A 16205-nucleotide genomic window follows, 5' to 3' on the forward strand; every position below is an offset into this window, starting at 1 on the left:
CCTCGGGGGCGAGGGAACCAGTGGGATCTTAGTCAATCCGTCCCACTTTGATTTTCAAATCGGTGATCCCGTGATCCGGCAGTTGCTCTTGCAGCGACTTAAGGATCTTGGGCTTCTGGAAACTAATCATCTGGCTGATCGTCGAATTGGCGACCATGACTAACAAAGTGCCACGCTGTACATTGCCAGCCACACTATGTTCGGCCAGTCGCTCGCCGGCAGCGACATCCCAGGCCTTTTGTGTGGCATCGGCCGTCTGAACCTGGGCATAACCCTTTTGGACCATCAACTGGGCCAAGGTTCCTTTGATCGATTGCAACTTGCCTGGCTGACGCTGGCTCATGTTGGTAATTCCGTTTATCTCTTTCGCGGGCCAGGTCGAGACCTAACCTACATCCTCACTGATTGGCAAAGCTTACCGATCGCGTGCCAGTGGCATGACGACATAGTCATAGTTGTCGTCTGTACTGAATAGGGCAGCACTTTCGGCGTTTTGGATATTGAGCGTGAAATTGCTTTCGCTACCCAGCACCTTGTAGAAGTCGGCCACGAAGCGGTGATCCATCGTGATCTCGACATTCTCACCGTCGTACGGAATCGGAATCTCGACGCGAGAATCGCCCACCTCGGCCGTGTTGCTGGAAAGGACCATCGAACCGTGACCGAACGTGAAGTCGATCCCACGGCTCTCGTCGGACGTCACAATGGCTGCCTGACGAAGGGCGGCATACGCTGGCCCGACCGACATCTCGATATGGGCCGCTTCGCGCTTTTCGGGAAGCACGTCGCGCCACTTCGGGAAACGCCCTTCGACCAGGCGGGCATAAATCGTGGCTGGGCCAACTTTGACGAGTACGTCGTTGGTGCGGGAAGCGATCTGTACCGTCGCGTCCAGATCGGTCAGGCTGCGTTCGATCAGCTGCATCGCACGCGAAGGGATGATCGTCATTGCGTCGGTATTACCGTGACCTTCGACCTGCGTGGCAGGTCCTTCCATCTTGGCCAATCGGCGACCGTCGGTTGCCACCGCGGTGATGCTGTTCTCGCCCAGTTCCAACAGAACACCACCCAGTGCGTAGCGGCCACTTTCGGTATCGGTGGCGAAGAGGGTACGGCGAATCAGTTCTTTGAGAACCCGAGCCGATACTTCATGGTACTTACCCTCGGCGAACGTTTGCACGGTGGGAAACTCGTCGGGATCTTCGCTCGACAATGTGAACTTACTGTGCTGGGCTTGCACGACTGTCCGTGATTCTTCCCGCTGCACGCTGAGTCGCTCATCGCGAACCTCCTTCAAGATAGAACCAAACCGGGCCACCGGTAAAACGATACTGCCAGGCTGCTCGACTTCAATGCCTTCCACCTCGATGCGAACCCCGATTTCCATGTCGGTAGCCATCAAGATGGTGGCCTTTTCGGTGGCGTCGAGTTTGACGTTTTGCAGGATCGGCTTGGGACTACGGCTAGGTGCCACCATGGCCGCCGTCTGGAATGCCGTCTGAAACTTCTCGCGATCGAAAGTGATTTTCATGGAGCTCGTTAATCCAACAAATGTCTTCTTATTAGTTTTTCGAAAGAGTAGTAGTAGTAAGGGGACGCTGCGAGCTGTCGACAAGTAATCTCTCAGGTGCGTTTCGCTCGGTTATCTTCGAATCAAACGAAGCTGGTCGAGTTGTGAAAAACTTGGCGATAAGCCGTTGTTTTCCTGTCACTTGAGCGTCGACAAGTTCGCTAGCGGTGTTGGTCGTTTGAAGTGGCGTCGATAAGCGATACGATGTCGACATCCTTGCACACAAAACCAACACCTTTTCCACTACCTCTTCTGTGTTTGACTGAAAAGTCAGGGTGCCAGTGGTACCCTCGCTAATCCATTTACCTTCTTCAAAGCCCCTCACCGTTTCTTCCTCAGCTGCGAGGAGACCAGAGAGGTCCGCTTCGAAATTCACACTCTGAGGTTCACACCGCACTGCGCTGCAAGATGCTCTCTCGCAGCTCGAGTACGGCTTCTCTCAAAGCGACATCCTTCTTGAGTTTGGCTTCCATACTGCTCACCGCATGCATGACGGTGGTGTGATCGCGGCCTCCGAAATGTTTTCCGACCGCTTTAAGGCTTTCTTCCGTGAGTTGCCGAGCCAGCAGCATAGCGACGCTGCGGGCCTGAACGATACTTTGCCGCCGTGAACTCCCCTTCATGTCGGCGACCTTCACGCGAAAGTACTTGGCCGTCATGCTGGCGATGTTACGAAGACTGACTTTGGCCGTGTTGTGCTCACTTTCCAGAAGCGAGTCGACGACCGACGTATCGATGACTTGGTTAGCCGCCGTTTGAGCAATCAGTCGGTTCACAATTCCGCTGAGCTGCAGCAGACCATGCGGAAATGCCGCGGCCAGCTTCTGAGCGGCCATCTTGGTGATTTGGCGGTTGTGTCGTGTCGCGATCCCCTGGATCAGGACTTCGCGGGTTCCCTGCTCTGGCAATACGACCGGAACCAGCAAACCAGCCGACAAACGGCTGCGAAGTTCGGTCGAGAACCCTTCCATGCCAATTGGGTTTTCGCGGCATGAAACCAGGACCGCGGCACCGCGTCGTTCCAGTTCGTCGAGCAAGTGCAAAAGCACCTGCTGCATCGACGGGAAGTGCAACAGTTCGTGCAGGTCTTCGATGACCAGTACATCGGTTCCGAAGAACTCGGTGCGCGTCTTGCTGGCCGTTTCTTGTCGCAGGGCATTGCCATACTCGCGGGCAAAATCGCTGCCGGTTACGGAGAGAACCTTCAGGTCAGGTTCCTTCTCGACGAGCACGCCTGTGAGGCCTTGCAGCAAATGCGACTTGCCGGAACCGCTAGGGCCGTAGATCACGACCGGCGAGAACTGCGAAGCGTCGTGCTTCAATGCTTCGACCGCCGATTGAATCATGCGGTTTTCAGGCCCTGCCACAAAGGGGCGCAGTCCCTCAATGGACCGTTTTATCGATCCATTGTAGGCGGGGTCCTCTTGGCGGACCCAAGGCAAGGCAATGGTGATGATCTCCGTAACCACCGAAACTCCGTCTGTGTGTCTGTCAGACAACGGGGAAAAGCTCAATCGGCAGAGTTCGCGTAATGCAATCTCCTAAGCCCCAAAGGGGCGGCAGATAGCCACCAAGGGCGCGATCCCGAAGGTTCGATCTACCAAGCCTAGATTATAGAGGTTTTCCACAGGGAAAACTAGCCATGGGAGACGATTTTAGAACGTTTTGAAAACGCTGTAACCTTTTGCAAATAAAAGAGATACGTTTTCGTCAGTGTATTAGGTCGACTTGCGCAACAAGGCCTCGTATTGGCTCGCGAGATCGAGCTTTCCGATGGCTTGATAGCAAGCCGCCAATTCCGAGTAGATATATGGGGATGTGGGCTCTTCGTTGGCCGATATCTGGAACATTTCGGCCGCTTCTGCCATGCGATTTTCATCGCGAAGAATGTATCCCAGGTCTTCTGCGATATAAGACTTCTGATCGGCCAGTTCGAGACCCTTCTTCAAGATTTTGATTCCACTATCGGGCGCTATTCGGGAATAAAAGAGTTCGTAGTCGCCGTACGCATCAATCGGTACGGCACAAATCACTTCACCGGCGACTTCGTGGTGATAACAAGTGCTCAGTTCGCCATCGTTTAGGACGTAAACAAAGTCGCTCACGCGTTCTGGCAACATCAGATTGATGTAGCAATCGTGAATGGTTCCGTCGGGAAGAATGTGCTTGGCTCGAACGATGAAGAAATCACTCGTCTCTGATTCCCGCAGTATTGGCGAATCAATTGGCTCGACTTCCCAGTTCGACGGATCGTCCTGATTGTCGTCCGTATCTTCTTCAAGTCCCTCATAACGAGCGAAAAACGGTGTATCAGGATGTCGTAGCAAGGCATCTCGTAACCGCATCCTCGATTCCTCTTCGCAGAAGGAAGGTTAACTTTTTTGTAACCGCTTTACACACTGGGAGATACGACTTGCGACCTCATCGACTTCTGGCTCGGTCGTGAAGCGACTCAAACTCACGCGAATTGAGCCAGAGATGACACCTTCCGGTAGGCCCATCGCGATCAGTGTTGGGGATGGCTCGGAAGACCCGCTAGCACATGCGGAGCCTGTACTACAGGCGACTCCTGCCATGTCCAATGCCATTACCAACGCCTGGCGATCGATGCCTGGGAATGCAATGTTTGAAGTGTGCGGAAGACGCGGTGCATCTCGCCCGATGATGACAATTTGGTCAGCACCAATCAGGTCGGTGAGAAGCGCTTCCAAGCGATCACGTAAGTTTTGCATGTTCGGGCCGGCCTCGGGCAACGTTTCGATGGCGAGTTGTAAGGCTCGTTCGAAGCCGATTGCCAACTCCACGCTTTCGGTGCCTGGCCGCATGGCAAGTTGTTGTGAGCCGCCAAACATACTGGGATTCAGCGTCACGCGATCGTTGAGGACCAATGCCCCGATTCCGCGTGGACCGTGAAACTTATGCGGAGTCAGCGTCATCGCTGAGGCCCCTAATTCACGGAAATTTACGGGTATTTTGCCAATTCCCTGCACGGCATCGACATGCAAAGGAACGTCTCGATCACGACAAATTGCGGCGATTTCTCGAATTGGCTGAAGGACACCGGTCTCGTTGTTCCCCAGCATGACGCTTACTATTCGCGTTGGTTCGACAAGCCAACGATCCAACTCCGCGAACTGGACGACACCATTTCCATCGACCGGCAGGACACGAACTTTCCCGCCGCGTGCGGCCAACTGATCGGCAGCTTCGGAAACGCTGGGATGCTCGATTGCCGAGATGATGACCTGACCGCTTGTTTCCTTACCCAGACCGAACAGTGCCAGATTGTTAGCTTCCGTTCCTCCGCTGGTGAAAACCAACCGATCGCTGGCAAACCGGGTCGTTTCAGCGCCGAGTAAATTGAGAATTGTTTCTCGGGCATCATCTAGGCGACGATGTGCTTTTTGGCCGGCTTGATGTTGGCTGGAAGGATTGAAGAAGGCCGACTCGTAGGCTTGGCTCATGGCCTGGGCGACTTCCACGGCCATGGGCGTCGTCGCGTTGTTGTCGACGTAAATCACTTTTTAGATTCATCTTCCGGCGATTCATTTTCGACGGAAGCCTCTTCTTCGGCCGGTTCTTCCTCGGCAACAGCAGGTAGCTGATCAAGCTTCTGCTGTGCCTCTTGGGTGCCTGGGGCTAACCGAAGGACTTGCTCGTAGCAAAAACGTGCCCGCTTGGTTTGTTCGGCATCTTGAGCTGCTTTTCCCGCCGTCAAATACAGCTGAACCAGGAACGGATCGAGACTTTGCTGGCCGATTGTTTTCTGACGAGTCTCGCCGGCGGCTTTCTCTTCTTTCGTTAGATCATCCGGGGGAGCCGCTGTTTTATCTTCCTGGGCGAGCCAGGACTGGGGCAGTGGATTATTCTTCTGCCGGCTCAAATCCAACATGTGATGCAGGATGTCGGGGATCAGGATGTACATGTTCCCTTCAGCCACTTTCTGAATCTCAGGCCACATGACGGCCGCGTAACCAGGGTTGGCTTGGTTCCAACGATCGAGGTCGATCGCCCCGGTTGCGTTCGACATTTCGAGATAATCGATCAGGATCGCGGCGTCACTCTGGTAAAAGGTGCCTTGGGTGAGCATCGATACGGTCACCCAATCTTTGTCTTTCGGCTTTCTGCCGGTGGACGTAATCCACTTGTTTTTAACGAGGTTGAGCTCGAGATTGCCGGTGTTGTTGAAGTAATCGGTCGCTGTGAGCCGCATGCCCAGCGCTTCGTAGTAGCTGAATCGGCGACGCTGGAAACCATCAGGCGAAAACTGTTCGCCGGAATGGCTCGACGTACCAAGCAGAATCGTTCCGCCAATAACGACAATTACCAGCACAATCACCACGATGATGAAGACACGCATCATCGTCTGATTTTGGGAAGCAGCAGGTGCAGAACTATGAGGTGCTGGACTCAAAGCAGACGCCGTCAATGAAAGTGGGCTGAAATAGGAGAATTCGGTACCGAGTTCCCGACCCCCTTAGTGTAGTATCTGCCGACGTCGTTGACGAGATTCCTGCCGCTTTGGCATGAGAGCTACGGCCTATTTCAGGTTTTGCATGAACCCAAAGCCGATCATACCCAGCCCGGAAAGGCCGATAAAGGCAAAGAAGAGGGTAAAGACCATGTCCCCTTGGCCCAGGAAAAACCAGAGTCCCAGGGCCATCAAAATATCCATCGCCCCTACCAGCATGAGAATGGTCCCGGTGGGGATTTGGCCGCGGCGAGTTCCGAATCCAAGTTGACGTCTCATGCGGTAAAAGCCTGTCTTCGTGAGTTTCGGTCGTGCAATTACTTATAAAGAAATAGCGGGCAATTGGCTGTTTCCAGCATCTTGTTCGTCGACGAACCGAAGATGGTTTCCTTGAATCCGCCCCGACCGTACGCCCCCAGGATGACCATTCGAGGGCTTAGTTCCTTCACCTTCTCGGCCAACATTTCCACGACGCGGCGTTCTTTGGGCACAAAGTGCAACTGTGCATCGATTCCGTGGAATTTGAGGAACTGGGCCGCTTCTTCCAAGCGTGGTGTAGCTTTATCTTCCGAGTCGGAAATACTGACGACATGAACCTCAGTTTGCGGGCCGCGGATCTCCAGGAGGGTCCACATCTGCAAGGCATGTGCCGCGGTGGCACTGCCGTCGTAGGCGATAACAACTCGGTGATTGTCCGGCATCTTCTGCGGATATACGATCACCGGTCGGGCGTTGTCGACCAACAGTTTGCGAACCGTGGCACCCACGTCTTCGCTGGTTTCGTAGTGGAAATTGGTATCTCGGCCGATCAAGATGACGTCGTGACGCAGTGCATGGCGTTCAATCTGTTCGTACGGAAGGCCTTCGCTGCCGATGGAGGTGTGCGGAATCCCGGCTTCGTTGCAGCGAGATTCGAATTCGCCCAGGATCTCTTCGGCACGTTCTTTCGCTTCGGAAATCAGCGTGTCATCTCGTTGCTTCTTATAGGCACCAGCCCCAATGGGCAAGCTAGTGGGTGCTTTGATGCCGGGGATATCCACCACGGCAACGCCGGACAAATGGATGATATCGGTCTTACCTTCGTTGCGGGCCGCGTAGCGCTGGCAGAAGGAGATCGCCATGTCTAATGCGGTCTTGCTGGAGGGAGAATTGTCCAGGGCAATAAGTGCGCTGCGAATCATGATACTGTTTCCTTCCCCAATAGTCGGCTTAGACCGGTGTAAGATTGCTCAGCGGATGGTCGCTTTCCATCGACCGGCAAACGTCCGCCACCTACTTTCTATTGTAGCATTGCCGGCGGTGCCTCGGGATGGCTCACGAAACGATTTTCAGGTAGGGGATTCGTGGGCAGATTAACCGACTTAACCCATCGAGATACTCTGAATCAAATCGGGATCGCCCCCTTGTATCAAGAAGATCATGCCGGTGATTCCTAAGGTGACTGCGAGCCACATGATGCCGATGGTCAGTAGAGCAAATGTCCCCCCATCGACGCCAGGTACTAAGGTGCATTTCTCGGGGCGGAGTGGATCGTAATAGACGTTCAAACTTGGGAGAGATTTCAAGGTATTGAGCAGCTTTTCGTGATCGTTCTGCTCACTGGTCGGGATGTAGCTAGGGGCAATACTGGTCCCCTCAAATGGGCGTCCGCACACGTCGTAGGTATAGGTCGTTTTGACTTCAAACACGCTCCGATGGGACTTATTGTTGGTACGCGTCTTCTCGTCGATGCATGCTTCGATCAGGCGTCCTGCGGTTTTCTCCCACGAGCATGTCTGCCAGGCACGATAGAGGTCTCGCAAACCGTAGCCGACGATCAACAATCCAATCAAGTTGAAACCACCCATCACCAGCATTGCAATGATTTCTTTCGACATGGTCAGCCTCTTAGTGAACGAGATTCAGGGATCGATGATTTATCCGGGCCAAACGCTCGGGAATCTTTTTGATAGAACCCCCGAAGTAAATCAACGAAAAGATGCCACCGCAAAACGCCAACCAGGCACCACCAAAGAGGACCGGCATATAAGCACTGCGATGGATGCCGGTTGCTAAAGTGCTTTCTCCCGGGTTGCCTGGGTCGAAGTAGACGCGAACATAGCGAGACCGACTGAGCTTCTTTTGCAGGTTTGAGTGCATCTTCTTGTTATTGGTGCCGCCGTAGCCGTAGGCGATGCGGTCCCCTTCGTGAATTTGCCCGTCGATGTCGTAGGCGTACTTCACATAGCAGGCCCACGTCTCTTTATGATCGTGGGTATGCGAGCGTAGTTTGCACTCAAGGATTTCACCACGGACGGCTGGCCACTGCGTGGTTCGGCTGGCCTGATCCAGTTGGTAAATCCCATACCCCAGAAAGGCCACACCGAATCCTACAAATAGCAGCACAATCAGGGACGTGAAGAGTTTAGACATGAAACCACTCGGAGAAAGACAGCTAAAGGAGAGCCGGCTTGCTCTCTTGGTAAAGGTCGCTCAAAACAGGAAATGGTTGCCTGAATTTCGAACTTCCCTAGGTCCGGTTGCTGCTTAAACGGTGAAAGATACCGGTTATGACGAAGATAGCGTCGTCCCCTCACTGGTGGCAGGTTGGGGTCCAGTTTGTCAATTAATGACGGGTACAGGCCCTTCGCCGAAAAAATAGATGTCACCTATCCCCAGCACAGATGTCTCCAAGGAGCAAGAGCGGCGAACTACCAGGATCGTCCTCTTATGCGTTTCCCCAAATCATGCTGTGAGGTGATTCGATGTTTTTGTCTCTGCTTTCCGCCAGCGTCTGTTGTGTTTACGCATTCACGTCTGTTGCCGTGACCGGGTATTGGGCCTGGAAAGTATGGAGCAAATAACACGATCCGTTTCAACCATACAAGAAACAAGAAGGACGACCTGAAAGTTGTCCTCAAGTAGTTTCTCTCGACAATAAGCAGTCGAACAGTTTGCGCTAAGAAAGAGATCGCTGAAGGGACGAAAGCAGGTCGCGATGGCGCGATTCGCATTCGCGCATTTGCTGTTCAATTGCCGCTTCTTCTTCCACCGAGGTGGCATGGGTGAGCGACTGCTTCAAACGACTCATTTCAGAATCGAACGTTTCGTTCGCGGCTGCGATTGCGCTGCTACATCCTAATGCATGAAGACCGTCCATAACGTATCTCCTTTGATAGGGAATACCAGGAATGATGCCTCTATACTCCGGTTTAATCTATCAGGCGAACTTCCGCAAAGCCCCCTCTTTGATTGCATCAGATATCCCGAGTAAAAGATGAAAACTAATCCGATTTTTACTCGCCCGAATTGCGGTTTTGCTCTAAATTCAACCGCAATGCCCCCTGCTCTTCTCGACCTTCAAACCCCACGCCAGCTCACCCCATGAGCGCTTATCTCATTCTGCTAACTTTATTTGCGATTGCCTGGGCGATTGTCGGCTTCAGTATCGCCATGCTTATTTTGAAGCTTCGCTGGAAGCTGGTAGGCGCGGTCTTTTTAATTACTGTGGGTATCGTCCTGCCCGCAATCGTGGCAAGCTTTGCTTTTAATCCAAGTAAACATCGAGCAGACCTCCTTTTTAGATACGGCGTCACGATCTTTGGCATGTTGGAGGTCGTCTACGAGTTCATGATTGTCACCTCATGCGGTGGTTTTATTTTGGGAATCCTGGTCGGCACGGTGGCCGGTCTGTGGCCGCGTAAAGACGAGGAAGGAAACCGTCAGCAAAGTGCGAAAAGTTGGAGGGGCTGGAAGCTTGTCGTCGCAGGCCCTTTGGTGCTGACGATTGCCTGCACACTTTTCTTTCTAGCCGATCTTCGCGCGCAGCAGCGCCTTGCCAGCCTGCGTGCGAAATACCAGGTCATACTCGAGGTTCAGGAAGACGTTGCCCCGCGCTTGCAGAATGACGCTGCCCTGGTTCACGATGCTCTGATGTTAGCGCTATTGGAGGACGATTCGCCGGATTGGGTTCTTAAAGCCGAACGAGAGGCAAAGGTCCAAATCCAACCGGTTCCCACGAAGATCGATCGTCGAGATTACTATCTATTGAAAATCTTCCTGCCTGGTTTCCCACAAACATCGCAAGTACTCGAATATGTCGACCGACATGAGAAGGAGTTTTTGAAACTACGCAGCAGCGTGCTCGTCGACGGATTGGAGTACCGTCACTGGAACGAGCAAGTCGCCCGGTTTGCAGCCGTCCATGCGCTAGCTCAAATCCATCAAGGCGACAACGACTCTGCCCTGAAAGACCTACAACTACTGCGGGCAATGGCGACACAATCTTTGGACAAACGGATTGAAGATTCATTTACCTTTGTCCAGATCGAAGAGTTTCGGTATCTCGTATTTCAAGCCTTCTTAGGCCATGTGAGCCCTGTCCCGGACGACGTGTATCAGGAAATGCTAACCAGTATCGGTGATACGAACCCAAGCCTACGCAGGAGTTTGAAACGGCAGTTAAGCCAACACGTCGTCTCGTCGATTGATGCTTTGTTGAAAGAACAGACAGGCCAACAACGCAACTTTCGTGAAACTTACAGACGCATGGCCGAGCGAATCATCTACCAGGAACATACACCCCAATGCGTGGTACTTTTGGAAGATCAAATCAATCAAGCGTTCGATGGTTCAACTGATCCATTTAACGTAACACTACAGTCCGTGTTTCCTGCCATGTGGGACCTGGACGAGGCCTGGTTGATGACCTCTGGATTTTCGAGCCATGTGTATCTCGCGGTTCAAATTCGCTATCAACACAATGGGCGTCTCGAATTGGTTAAAGCAGTCCAAATGTTAGAAAGTCAGCGCGAAGAGAAAGGACGATTTCTCACTCAACAAGAATTTCTTTCCGGTATCACATCGAATGAATTTACTTCGGCCATTGCAATTGACTATCTCACGCTTCACAATCCCACAACTGGCAAAGCCGAAGGAGCGATTTTAGCAGGCTCTGAACACATGCAGTTGCATGACTATTTGGGCTTCTATCTTGGTCCAGCTTTTTTTTCCATCCTTGATGACCGCTGGCCTACCTTGATAATGAGGTCTAGCCAATCCAGCAGCACTTGGGAACTTGCCCAGGTAAAAAACTATCCTCAACGGTTGGTAATTCCAACACCCAAGGCTAGCACCTCTAATCCAATGTCGCCGATGCGATAGACAATCATCCAGCCATGCCGAACCGTTTCTCCCAGCGGACGTAGTGAGCGTTCAAGGATTCGCTGCACCCGTTTCCGATGCGTCTGTAAGACACAGCGCTCAAGGAGAAGAGATTCTGTGAGAAAGATCGTCTATTTCGTCACGGCCAGCCTGGATGGATTCATCGCACGGCCCAATGGAGCCATCGATTGGCTTATTCAAGCCGAGGGGAACGAGGACTTTGGTTTCGCGACCTTCCTCGAATCGATAGATTCTGTCGTCCAGGGCCGCAACACGTACGAACAGGTATTAACTTTTGGCCCTTACCCCTATGCCGAGAAGAAGAACTTCGTCTTCTCGCGCAAGCTACTGCAATGCCAACATGCGGAAGTGGTTCGACAGCCGGTGTCGGACTTCGTCCGTTGGATTCATTCACAGCCAGGCAAAGATGTCTGGCTGGTTGGTGGCGGACAACTGGCCGCGTCGTTTCTGCATGTCGGAGCGATCGACGAGCTGAAGGTGTTCGTCCAGCCAATTCTGCTGGGAGAGGGCCTGCCACTGGTTTCCCATATTGGTCGCGACACGCGACTAAGGGTGAAACATTCGCACACGTTTGGACAAGGTCTCGTGCAGATCGATTACGATGTATTGCGATAGTAGTGCTATCGCCAGCCGTCGTTACAGCTTAACGCTGCCCGCCTAACGATCCCCGTTTGCCAGAAACATTCCCTGATTTGGTTCTCCAGCCGTTGCCGACTTTTCTATTACACGTATTACGCCGGTTCTACCGAATGCATCGGTGCTGGCAGTGCTAGTAGGAAGGTGTTCGCATGGCAGTCGGGAAACTAAACGTTTGGCAATGGTCGTTGGTACTGGCAGTTCCGTCATTGACTGGCTGCGTTCTCCCTTATGCCAAGCCAGCAACCTACGCGGAAGAGATCGTACCGGTCAGCCCAGCTCCGATCTCTCAATCGGAAGCGAAGTCGGATGTGAAGCTGGTCGATCATCAAGAACCGATTTCGGTGATTCAGCCACCGGTGTTGGAACCCACAAACATCCTGCCTTCCGAGATAGATCCTGCAGAGATCCCTGCGTTTGAAATTGCTCAGGCAACCAAAGTGCCTGCTCTGCCGGCGGTTGCAGGAAAAGGTCTAACCCTTGCCCAGCTGCAAGACCTGGCCTTGGCCAACAATCCCACGATCCGTCAGATCTCAGCATCGGCTCAGGCTGCTTCCGACTACCGGTATCAGGTGGGTCTCTCGGCGAACCCTATCGTCGGTTATTCGGGAAGCCAGTTGGCCGATCAAAATACGGATCAGCACCTGGTAACGGTCGATCGCGAGTTCGTCACCGCTGGCAAGTTAGACCTTAACCGAAATGTCCTTGGTCATGCTGTAGAAGCCCAGAAGTGGGACGTTGAATCGCAGCGTTACCGCGTGCTGACGGACGTTCGCCTGGCGTTTGTCGATGCCCTGGTCGCCCAACGCCGGATCGACGTCATCGATAATTTTCATGAAGTGGTTGCCAAAGGGGCTGAGCTCGCCCAGAAGCGATTCGAGGCAAAAGAAGCTTCGCAGTCCGATCAGCTTCAAGCGGAAATTCAGTTGAATGAAGTCGAAGTCCTGCGACAACAGGCCCAGTTTGCTTGGGATGCTGCCTGGCAAGAGATGGCTGCCACCGCCGGCGTACCCAATATGGAACGCAGTTCCCTTGCTGGCGAATTGAATCCTCAGGTCGGAAACCTCGAGTGGGATTCTATCTATAGCGATTTGCTGGGCAATAGTCCGGAATTACACGCCAGCTACAGCCGAGTAAACCAGGCCCGCTCGAACATGACTCGGCAAGAGGTGCAGCACATTCCCAACATTCTTGCTGGCATTCAGGCTGGGCATGATAACAGCACCAATAGCGGTATGATCAACGTGACTGTTGGTGCTCCGATTCCGATCTTTAACGACAACAGCGGCAACGTCTCGGCTGCCTATCGCGAGTACTGCCGAGCCACCCATGCCGTGAAACGCATCGAGATGTCGCTGAAAGCTCGTCTGGCCGGCGTTGCCAAGGAATACGACTCGGCCTTAGTCGCTGTCCAGCGGTACGAACAGCAGATCCTGCCGAAGGCAAAGCAAACGCTTGACCTTTCTGAACAAGCATACGCCGCTGGCGAGTTCTCGTTCATTCAGGTGTTGATCGTCCGGCGGACGTACTTTGATACGAACCTGCAGTACATCAGTGCCTTGGGTGAACTTGCCAAAGCGCACGCCAAGATCGATGGTCTGCTTCTTACCGGCGGCTTGGACGAGCCCACCGACTTCCAAGGTGGCGACGAACTGCGTGGTCAGACATTCAGCCAGCAGTAATATTGAACATAAGGATGTCAGCCAACGTTAGTTGCTGACATCCTTCATTCCTGCGTTTTTATCGGCAGTAGCAGGCACAAGCCAGCCGATTTGCCCTGCTGATTCCTTCTTGCCTCGGCCAATGAGAAACTTGCCAGGCGAGACAGGTACGATGCCATACGATGCGAAGTAGGGAAATCGCTTCGGCTCTTGGAAGTCGGCGTTCGTTCTCAGCAGTTCTTGCGGTGTGCCATAACAGCCAAACCACCAGTGGCCGTCGTGATACGCAGCCGTTTGAATGCCCAGAAACGTTTGCCCACTCTCGATAACGTGCTGTTTGAGAAACTTAAAGTCCGGGTCGTACTCGTAGACGTAATTCACTTCGATGTTGCCTGGCAAACCACCAACGACAAAGAATCGCCCGTTGTGATATTCCATTCCTCCGGCCCCATGCACCGCTTCCTGGACGGGATGCTTGGCGAGCAGGTCTAGCGAACTGGCATCGTACACGTACACCCACGAATCGGCCTTACCGGCCGGCTGATTAAATTCGCCAAGATTGGTCGCGACATAGATTTTCCCGTCGTGGTGGCATAAATCACCATGATGCGTGGGTACTTTCACCTGCCGCAAGATCTTTCCTTGCGAGTCTGTTTTCACAAGTTTTGTAGTAAACGACCAGTAGATGTTCGTCGCCTCATCGGCGCAAACACCTTGCAGGTGTCCCTCATAAGCTCCTTCACAGTCAATTTTCTCAAAGGGAAGCTGCTCGTTCTTGGCTTGAGCGAAGAGAGATTCGCTTATGCCCAACGTAGCCGAGACGGCAAGGGCATGTTTCAGGAAACTACGTCGGGAATAGCCAGAAGGCTGAGAGTTTGAGTAGATCATTCTTGTCTGGATGGTAGGAAGGTGATTTTGCCGGGAAATTCGTTGTGGTTCTTGGGCCGAATGATTTAACGATCGGACACCGTCATACCCGAGGCCTTTAACACCACTTCATGCACGGCCAAATCATGCTGGCGATCCCAGGCCAGTTCTTTCTCGCCGCGGATGACCTTGGCCAGATCGGTGAATTCGCCATCGTAACGACCCCCTTCACGTTTCAAGGTAAGGTGCTGCGTTCCTTTCTTGAACTCGCCATGGGCTTCGGTCAAAGAGAGATCGACCTCGCCGGACTCCAGTGGTTTGATCTCTAGTGCGCCGCCTGATCCGGCGACTTGGAATCGACGACGAGGGAAGCCGAACGGGTCGAGGTGGTTGCAGCGGACAGTGGCGGTGGCTTTCGGATAGTCGAGCACAGCCAGTTGGTTGTCGGCAAAGCTGTCCTCTGGGGACTGTGTTCTTTTGGTGAAAGCAATCACTTCGTCCGGTTTACCTAGGATCGTCACCACCGCATCAATCAAGTGGCAGGCAAGTTCAAACAAGCCGCCCCCTTCGTATTGGGCCAGGTCTTTTCGCAGACCTGGGGAAGCCAGCTTTCCCATCATCGAATCGATTTCGTAGATCTCGCCCAACCATCCTTCGCGTGCCGCTTGAAACAGAAGCTCGAACGCGGGGTTGTACCGCAACATGTAACCCATTTGAATCGTTCGCTTCTTCACATCCGCCGCGGCGCACAGCTCACGAAATTCCGATAGCGACTCGCCTGCCGGCTTATCGAGATGAATGTGCATACCAGCTTCGATGCACTGCTTGGCCGTGGGAACGAGTTGCCGTACTTCGGTCTCCACCGCGACAGCTTGCAGACCAGGCGTGCTTAACAACTGCTCGATCGACATCACCGGCAGGCCTTCGTATGGCTTCCGCTGCACACCCTTTTTGGCCAGTTCGATATCGACGTCTGCCAGGCCTACCACTTCGTACGTATCGGAAAGCGATCGCATCGCTTCCATCTTTCCGGAAGCATGGGCATGAGAGGTCCCAATCTGGCCGATCTTAATTTTGGAACCAGCGGCAGCAGGTGCAGCATGCACATTGGCAGCCAGAGATGCGACGGCTGCGGCAGTCGTGGTGGTGAATTGGCGACGGGTAAGCTTCGTCATGATGGCAGGCCTTTACGAGGTGGGATTAATCTGGGGCCTAGTTTAGTCGGTTTCCGCCAGGAATTCGAGAAATGCAATGCGAATCTGCGTCGACAGGAATCTTTTTGAAAACTTGATCTCCCCTGTCACATTCCGTGTCCTTAGTTCGTCTGGTCATGGTAAGCCGTGTTTTACACCTCATGCAATCAGGGAAAACAGACCATGTTTCGCACCATTCTCACCCTGGCCGTAGGTATCTTTCTGGGAACCGCCGGCCTACTTGCCGCCCAGCACACGAGCATGCCCACGGTTGTTCCGATCTCAGCGCAAGACATCGTCGAGAAACTCGACGGGCACGACGCGAAGGTATCTGTTGTCGAAGTTCAACTCGAACCACTCGGCGAGGGGATGCCGCACCGACATCCGGGCCCGGTCTTCGGCTATGTGCTGGAAGGTGAATACGAACTTGGGATCGACGACCAGCCAACGAAGGTCTTCAAACAGGGAGAGACTTTTTACGAGCCGACCGGGTGCCTGCACCGTGTGGGTAAGAACCCCCAGGCTGTTGCCAAAACACGCGTAATCGCAGTCGTCGTTCATCCACGCGATGCGAAAGAGCTGGTGATTCCTGCACCAATGGCCAGGCCGTAGAATCCCATACCGAACAAATGAGCCTCTTCCTA

17 protein-coding genes are annotated in these 16205 nt (G+C 53.3%); 4 read left to right on the plus strand and 13 right to left on the minus strand.

From position 1 onward, the window contains the following. Positions 1 to 28: 28 nt before the first annotated feature. From C5Y96_RS12080 to C5Y96_RS12135, 11 genes are all read right to left on the minus strand, one after another. On the minus strand, positions 29 to 343 hold the full coding sequence (locus tag C5Y96_RS12080) for a DUF721 domain-containing protein (protein ID WP_105353535.1): 315 nt from the start codon (positions 341 to 343) through the stop codon (positions 29 to 31). Between the two features lie 72 nt (positions 344 to 415). Further along, positions 416 to 1531: a DNA polymerase III subunit beta gene (dnaN, locus tag C5Y96_RS12085; RefSeq protein ID WP_105353537.1), complete on the minus strand. Its 1116-nt coding sequence runs from the start codon at positions 1529 to 1531 to the stop codon at positions 416 to 418. A gap of 425 nt (positions 1532 to 1956) precedes the next feature. Further along, entirely contained in the window at positions 1957 to 3039 is a 1083-nt protein-coding gene (locus C5Y96_RS12095; RefSeq protein WP_105353542.1) for a DnaA ATPase domain-containing protein, read from the minus strand. A gap of 249 nt (positions 3040 to 3288) precedes the next feature. Next, complete coding sequence (locus tag C5Y96_RS12100) at positions 3289 to 3915, minus strand: tetratricopeptide repeat protein (protein ID WP_105353545.1); 627 nt, start codon at positions 3913 to 3915, stop codon at positions 3289 to 3291. A gap of 27 nt (positions 3916 to 3942) precedes the next feature. Further along, on the minus strand, positions 3943 to 5091 hold the full coding sequence (locus C5Y96_RS12105) for a cysteine desulfurase family protein (protein WP_105353548.1): 1149 nt from the start codon (positions 5089 to 5091) through the stop codon (positions 3943 to 3945). Further along, the gene (locus C5Y96_RS12110; protein WP_105353551.1) at positions 5088 to 5933 is read right to left on the minus strand and encodes a hypothetical protein; all 846 of its coding nucleotides are present in this window, start codon (positions 5931 to 5933) and stop codon (positions 5088 to 5090) included. Before C5Y96_RS12110 ends, C5Y96_RS12105 begins: the two co-directional genes overlap by 4 nt. A gap of 177 nt (positions 5934 to 6110) precedes the next feature. After that, complete coding sequence (locus C5Y96_RS12115) at positions 6111 to 6320, minus strand: hypothetical protein (RefSeq protein ID WP_105353554.1); 210 nt, start codon at positions 6318 to 6320, stop codon at positions 6111 to 6113. 38 nt (positions 6321 to 6358) lie between these two features. Next, positions 6359 to 7222: a universal stress protein gene (locus C5Y96_RS12120; RefSeq protein WP_105353556.1), complete on the minus strand. Its 864-nt coding sequence runs from the start codon at positions 7220 to 7222 to the stop codon at positions 6359 to 6361. 180 nt (positions 7223 to 7402) lie between these two features. Continuing rightward, positions 7403 to 7918 (minus strand): DUF3592 domain-containing protein, encoded by a 516-nt coding sequence (locus C5Y96_RS12125; RefSeq protein WP_105353559.1) that lies wholly within the window; start codon positions 7916 to 7918, stop codon positions 7403 to 7405. A 10-nt stretch (positions 7919 to 7928) separates the two neighbouring features. Continuing rightward, the gene (locus tag C5Y96_RS12130; RefSeq protein ID WP_105353561.1) at positions 7929 to 8453 is read right to left on the minus strand and encodes a DUF3592 domain-containing protein; all 525 of its coding nucleotides are present in this window, start codon (positions 8451 to 8453) and stop codon (positions 7929 to 7931) included. A 526-nt stretch (positions 8454 to 8979) separates the two neighbouring features. Then, the gene (locus C5Y96_RS12135) at positions 8980 to 9180 is read right to left on the minus strand and encodes a hypothetical protein (protein WP_105353564.1); all 201 of its coding nucleotides are present in this window, start codon (positions 9178 to 9180) and stop codon (positions 8980 to 8982) included. Positions 9181 to 9404: 224 nt separating this feature from the next. Between C5Y96_RS12135 and C5Y96_RS12140 the strand changes: the two genes are divergently transcribed. The 3 genes from C5Y96_RS12140 to C5Y96_RS12150 all read left to right on the plus strand — a co-directional run bounded on the left by C5Y96_RS12140 (position 9405) and on the right by C5Y96_RS12150 (position 13522). Continuing rightward, positions 9405 to 11183 carry a hypothetical protein gene (locus tag C5Y96_RS12140; RefSeq protein ID WP_105353566.1) on the plus strand — a complete coding sequence of 593 codons (1779 nt, stop codon included), beginning with the start codon at positions 9405 to 9407 and terminating at the stop codon, positions 11181 to 11183. Between the two features lie 117 nt (positions 11184 to 11300). Beyond that, entirely contained in the window at positions 11301 to 11819 is a 519-nt protein-coding gene (locus tag C5Y96_RS12145) for a dihydrofolate reductase family protein (protein ID WP_158261202.1), read from the plus strand. Between the two features lie 173 nt (positions 11820 to 11992). Continuing rightward, positions 11993 to 13522 carry a TolC family protein gene (locus C5Y96_RS12150; RefSeq protein WP_105353571.1) on the plus strand — a complete coding sequence of 510 codons (1530 nt, stop codon included), beginning with the start codon at positions 11993 to 11995 and terminating at the stop codon, positions 13520 to 13522. A gap of 27 nt (positions 13523 to 13549) precedes the next feature. Here the strand turns inward: C5Y96_RS12150 and C5Y96_RS12155 are convergent, their stop codons facing one another. Beyond that, on the minus strand, positions 13550 to 14389 hold the full coding sequence (locus C5Y96_RS12155; protein ID WP_199188688.1) for a hypothetical protein: 840 nt from the start codon (positions 14387 to 14389) through the stop codon (positions 13550 to 13552). 65 nt (positions 14390 to 14454) lie between these two features. Continuing rightward, positions 14455 to 15543 (minus strand): Gfo/Idh/MocA family protein, encoded by a 1089-nt coding sequence (locus C5Y96_RS12160; protein WP_105353573.1) that lies wholly within the window; start codon positions 15541 to 15543, stop codon positions 14455 to 14457. 201 nt (positions 15544 to 15744) lie between these two features. Between C5Y96_RS12160 and C5Y96_RS12165 the strand changes: the two genes are divergently transcribed. After that, positions 15745 to 16173, plus strand: coding sequence for a cupin domain-containing protein (locus C5Y96_RS12165; RefSeq protein WP_105353575.1), 429 nt, complete (start codon positions 15745 to 15747; stop codon positions 16171 to 16173). Positions 16174 to 16205 lie beyond the last annotated feature (32 nt).

Source organism: Blastopirellula marina (assembly GCF_002967715.1).
GTDB lineage: Bacteria > Planctomycetota > Planctomycetia > Pirellulales > Pirellulaceae > Bremerella > Bremerella marina_B.

Bases quoted from the DNA above. Each gene is read 5' to 3' on its own strand.
- C5Y96_RS12080 (WP_105353535.1), bottom strand. From the start codon at position 343: ATGAGCCAGCGTCAGCCAGGCAAGTTGCAATCGATCAAAGGAACCTTG.
- dnaN (WP_105353537.1), bottom strand. From the start codon at position 1,531: ATGAAAATCACTTTCGATCGCGAGAAGTTTCAGACGGCATTCCAGACG.
- C5Y96_RS12100 (WP_105353545.1), bottom strand. From the start codon at position 3,915: ATGCGGTTACGAGATGCCTTGCTACGACATCCTGATACACCGTTTTTC.
- C5Y96_RS12110 (WP_105353551.1), bottom strand. From the start codon at position 5,933: ATGATGCGTGTCTTCATCATCGTGGTGATTGTGCTGGTAATTGTCGTT.
- C5Y96_RS12115 (WP_105353554.1), bottom strand. From the start codon at position 6,320: ATGAGACGTCAACTTGGATTCGGAACTCGCCGCGGCCAAATCCCCACC.
- C5Y96_RS12120 (WP_105353556.1), bottom strand. From the start codon at position 7,222: ATGATTCGCAGCGCACTTATTGCCCTGGACAATTCTCCCTCCAGCAAG.
- C5Y96_RS12125 (WP_105353559.1), bottom strand. From the start codon at position 7,918: ATGTCGAAAGAAATCATTGCAATGCTGGTGATGGGTGGTTTCAACTTG.
- C5Y96_RS12130 (WP_105353561.1), bottom strand. From the start codon at position 8,453: ATGTCTAAACTCTTCACGTCCCTGATTGTGCTGCTATTTGTAGGATTC.
- C5Y96_RS12135 (WP_105353564.1), bottom strand. From the start codon at position 9,180: ATGGACGGTCTTCATGCATTAGGATGTAGCAGCGCAATCGCAGCCGCG.
- C5Y96_RS12140 (WP_105353566.1), top strand. From the start codon at position 9,405: ATGAGCGCTTATCTCATTCTGCTAACTTTATTTGCGATTGCCTGGGCG.
- C5Y96_RS12150 (WP_105353571.1), top strand. From the start codon at position 11,993: ATGGCAGTCGGGAAACTAAACGTTTGGCAATGGTCGTTGGTACTGGCA.
- C5Y96_RS12155 (WP_199188688.1), bottom strand. From the start codon at position 14,389: ATGATCTACTCAAACTCTCAGCCTTCTGGCTATTCCCGACGTAGTTTC.
- C5Y96_RS12160 (WP_105353573.1), bottom strand. From the start codon at position 15,543: ATGACGAAGCTTACCCGTCGCCAATTCACCACCACGACTGCCGCAGCC.
- C5Y96_RS12165 (WP_105353575.1), top strand. From the start codon at position 15,745: ATGTTTCGCACCATTCTCACCCTGGCCGTAGGTATCTTTCTGGGAACC.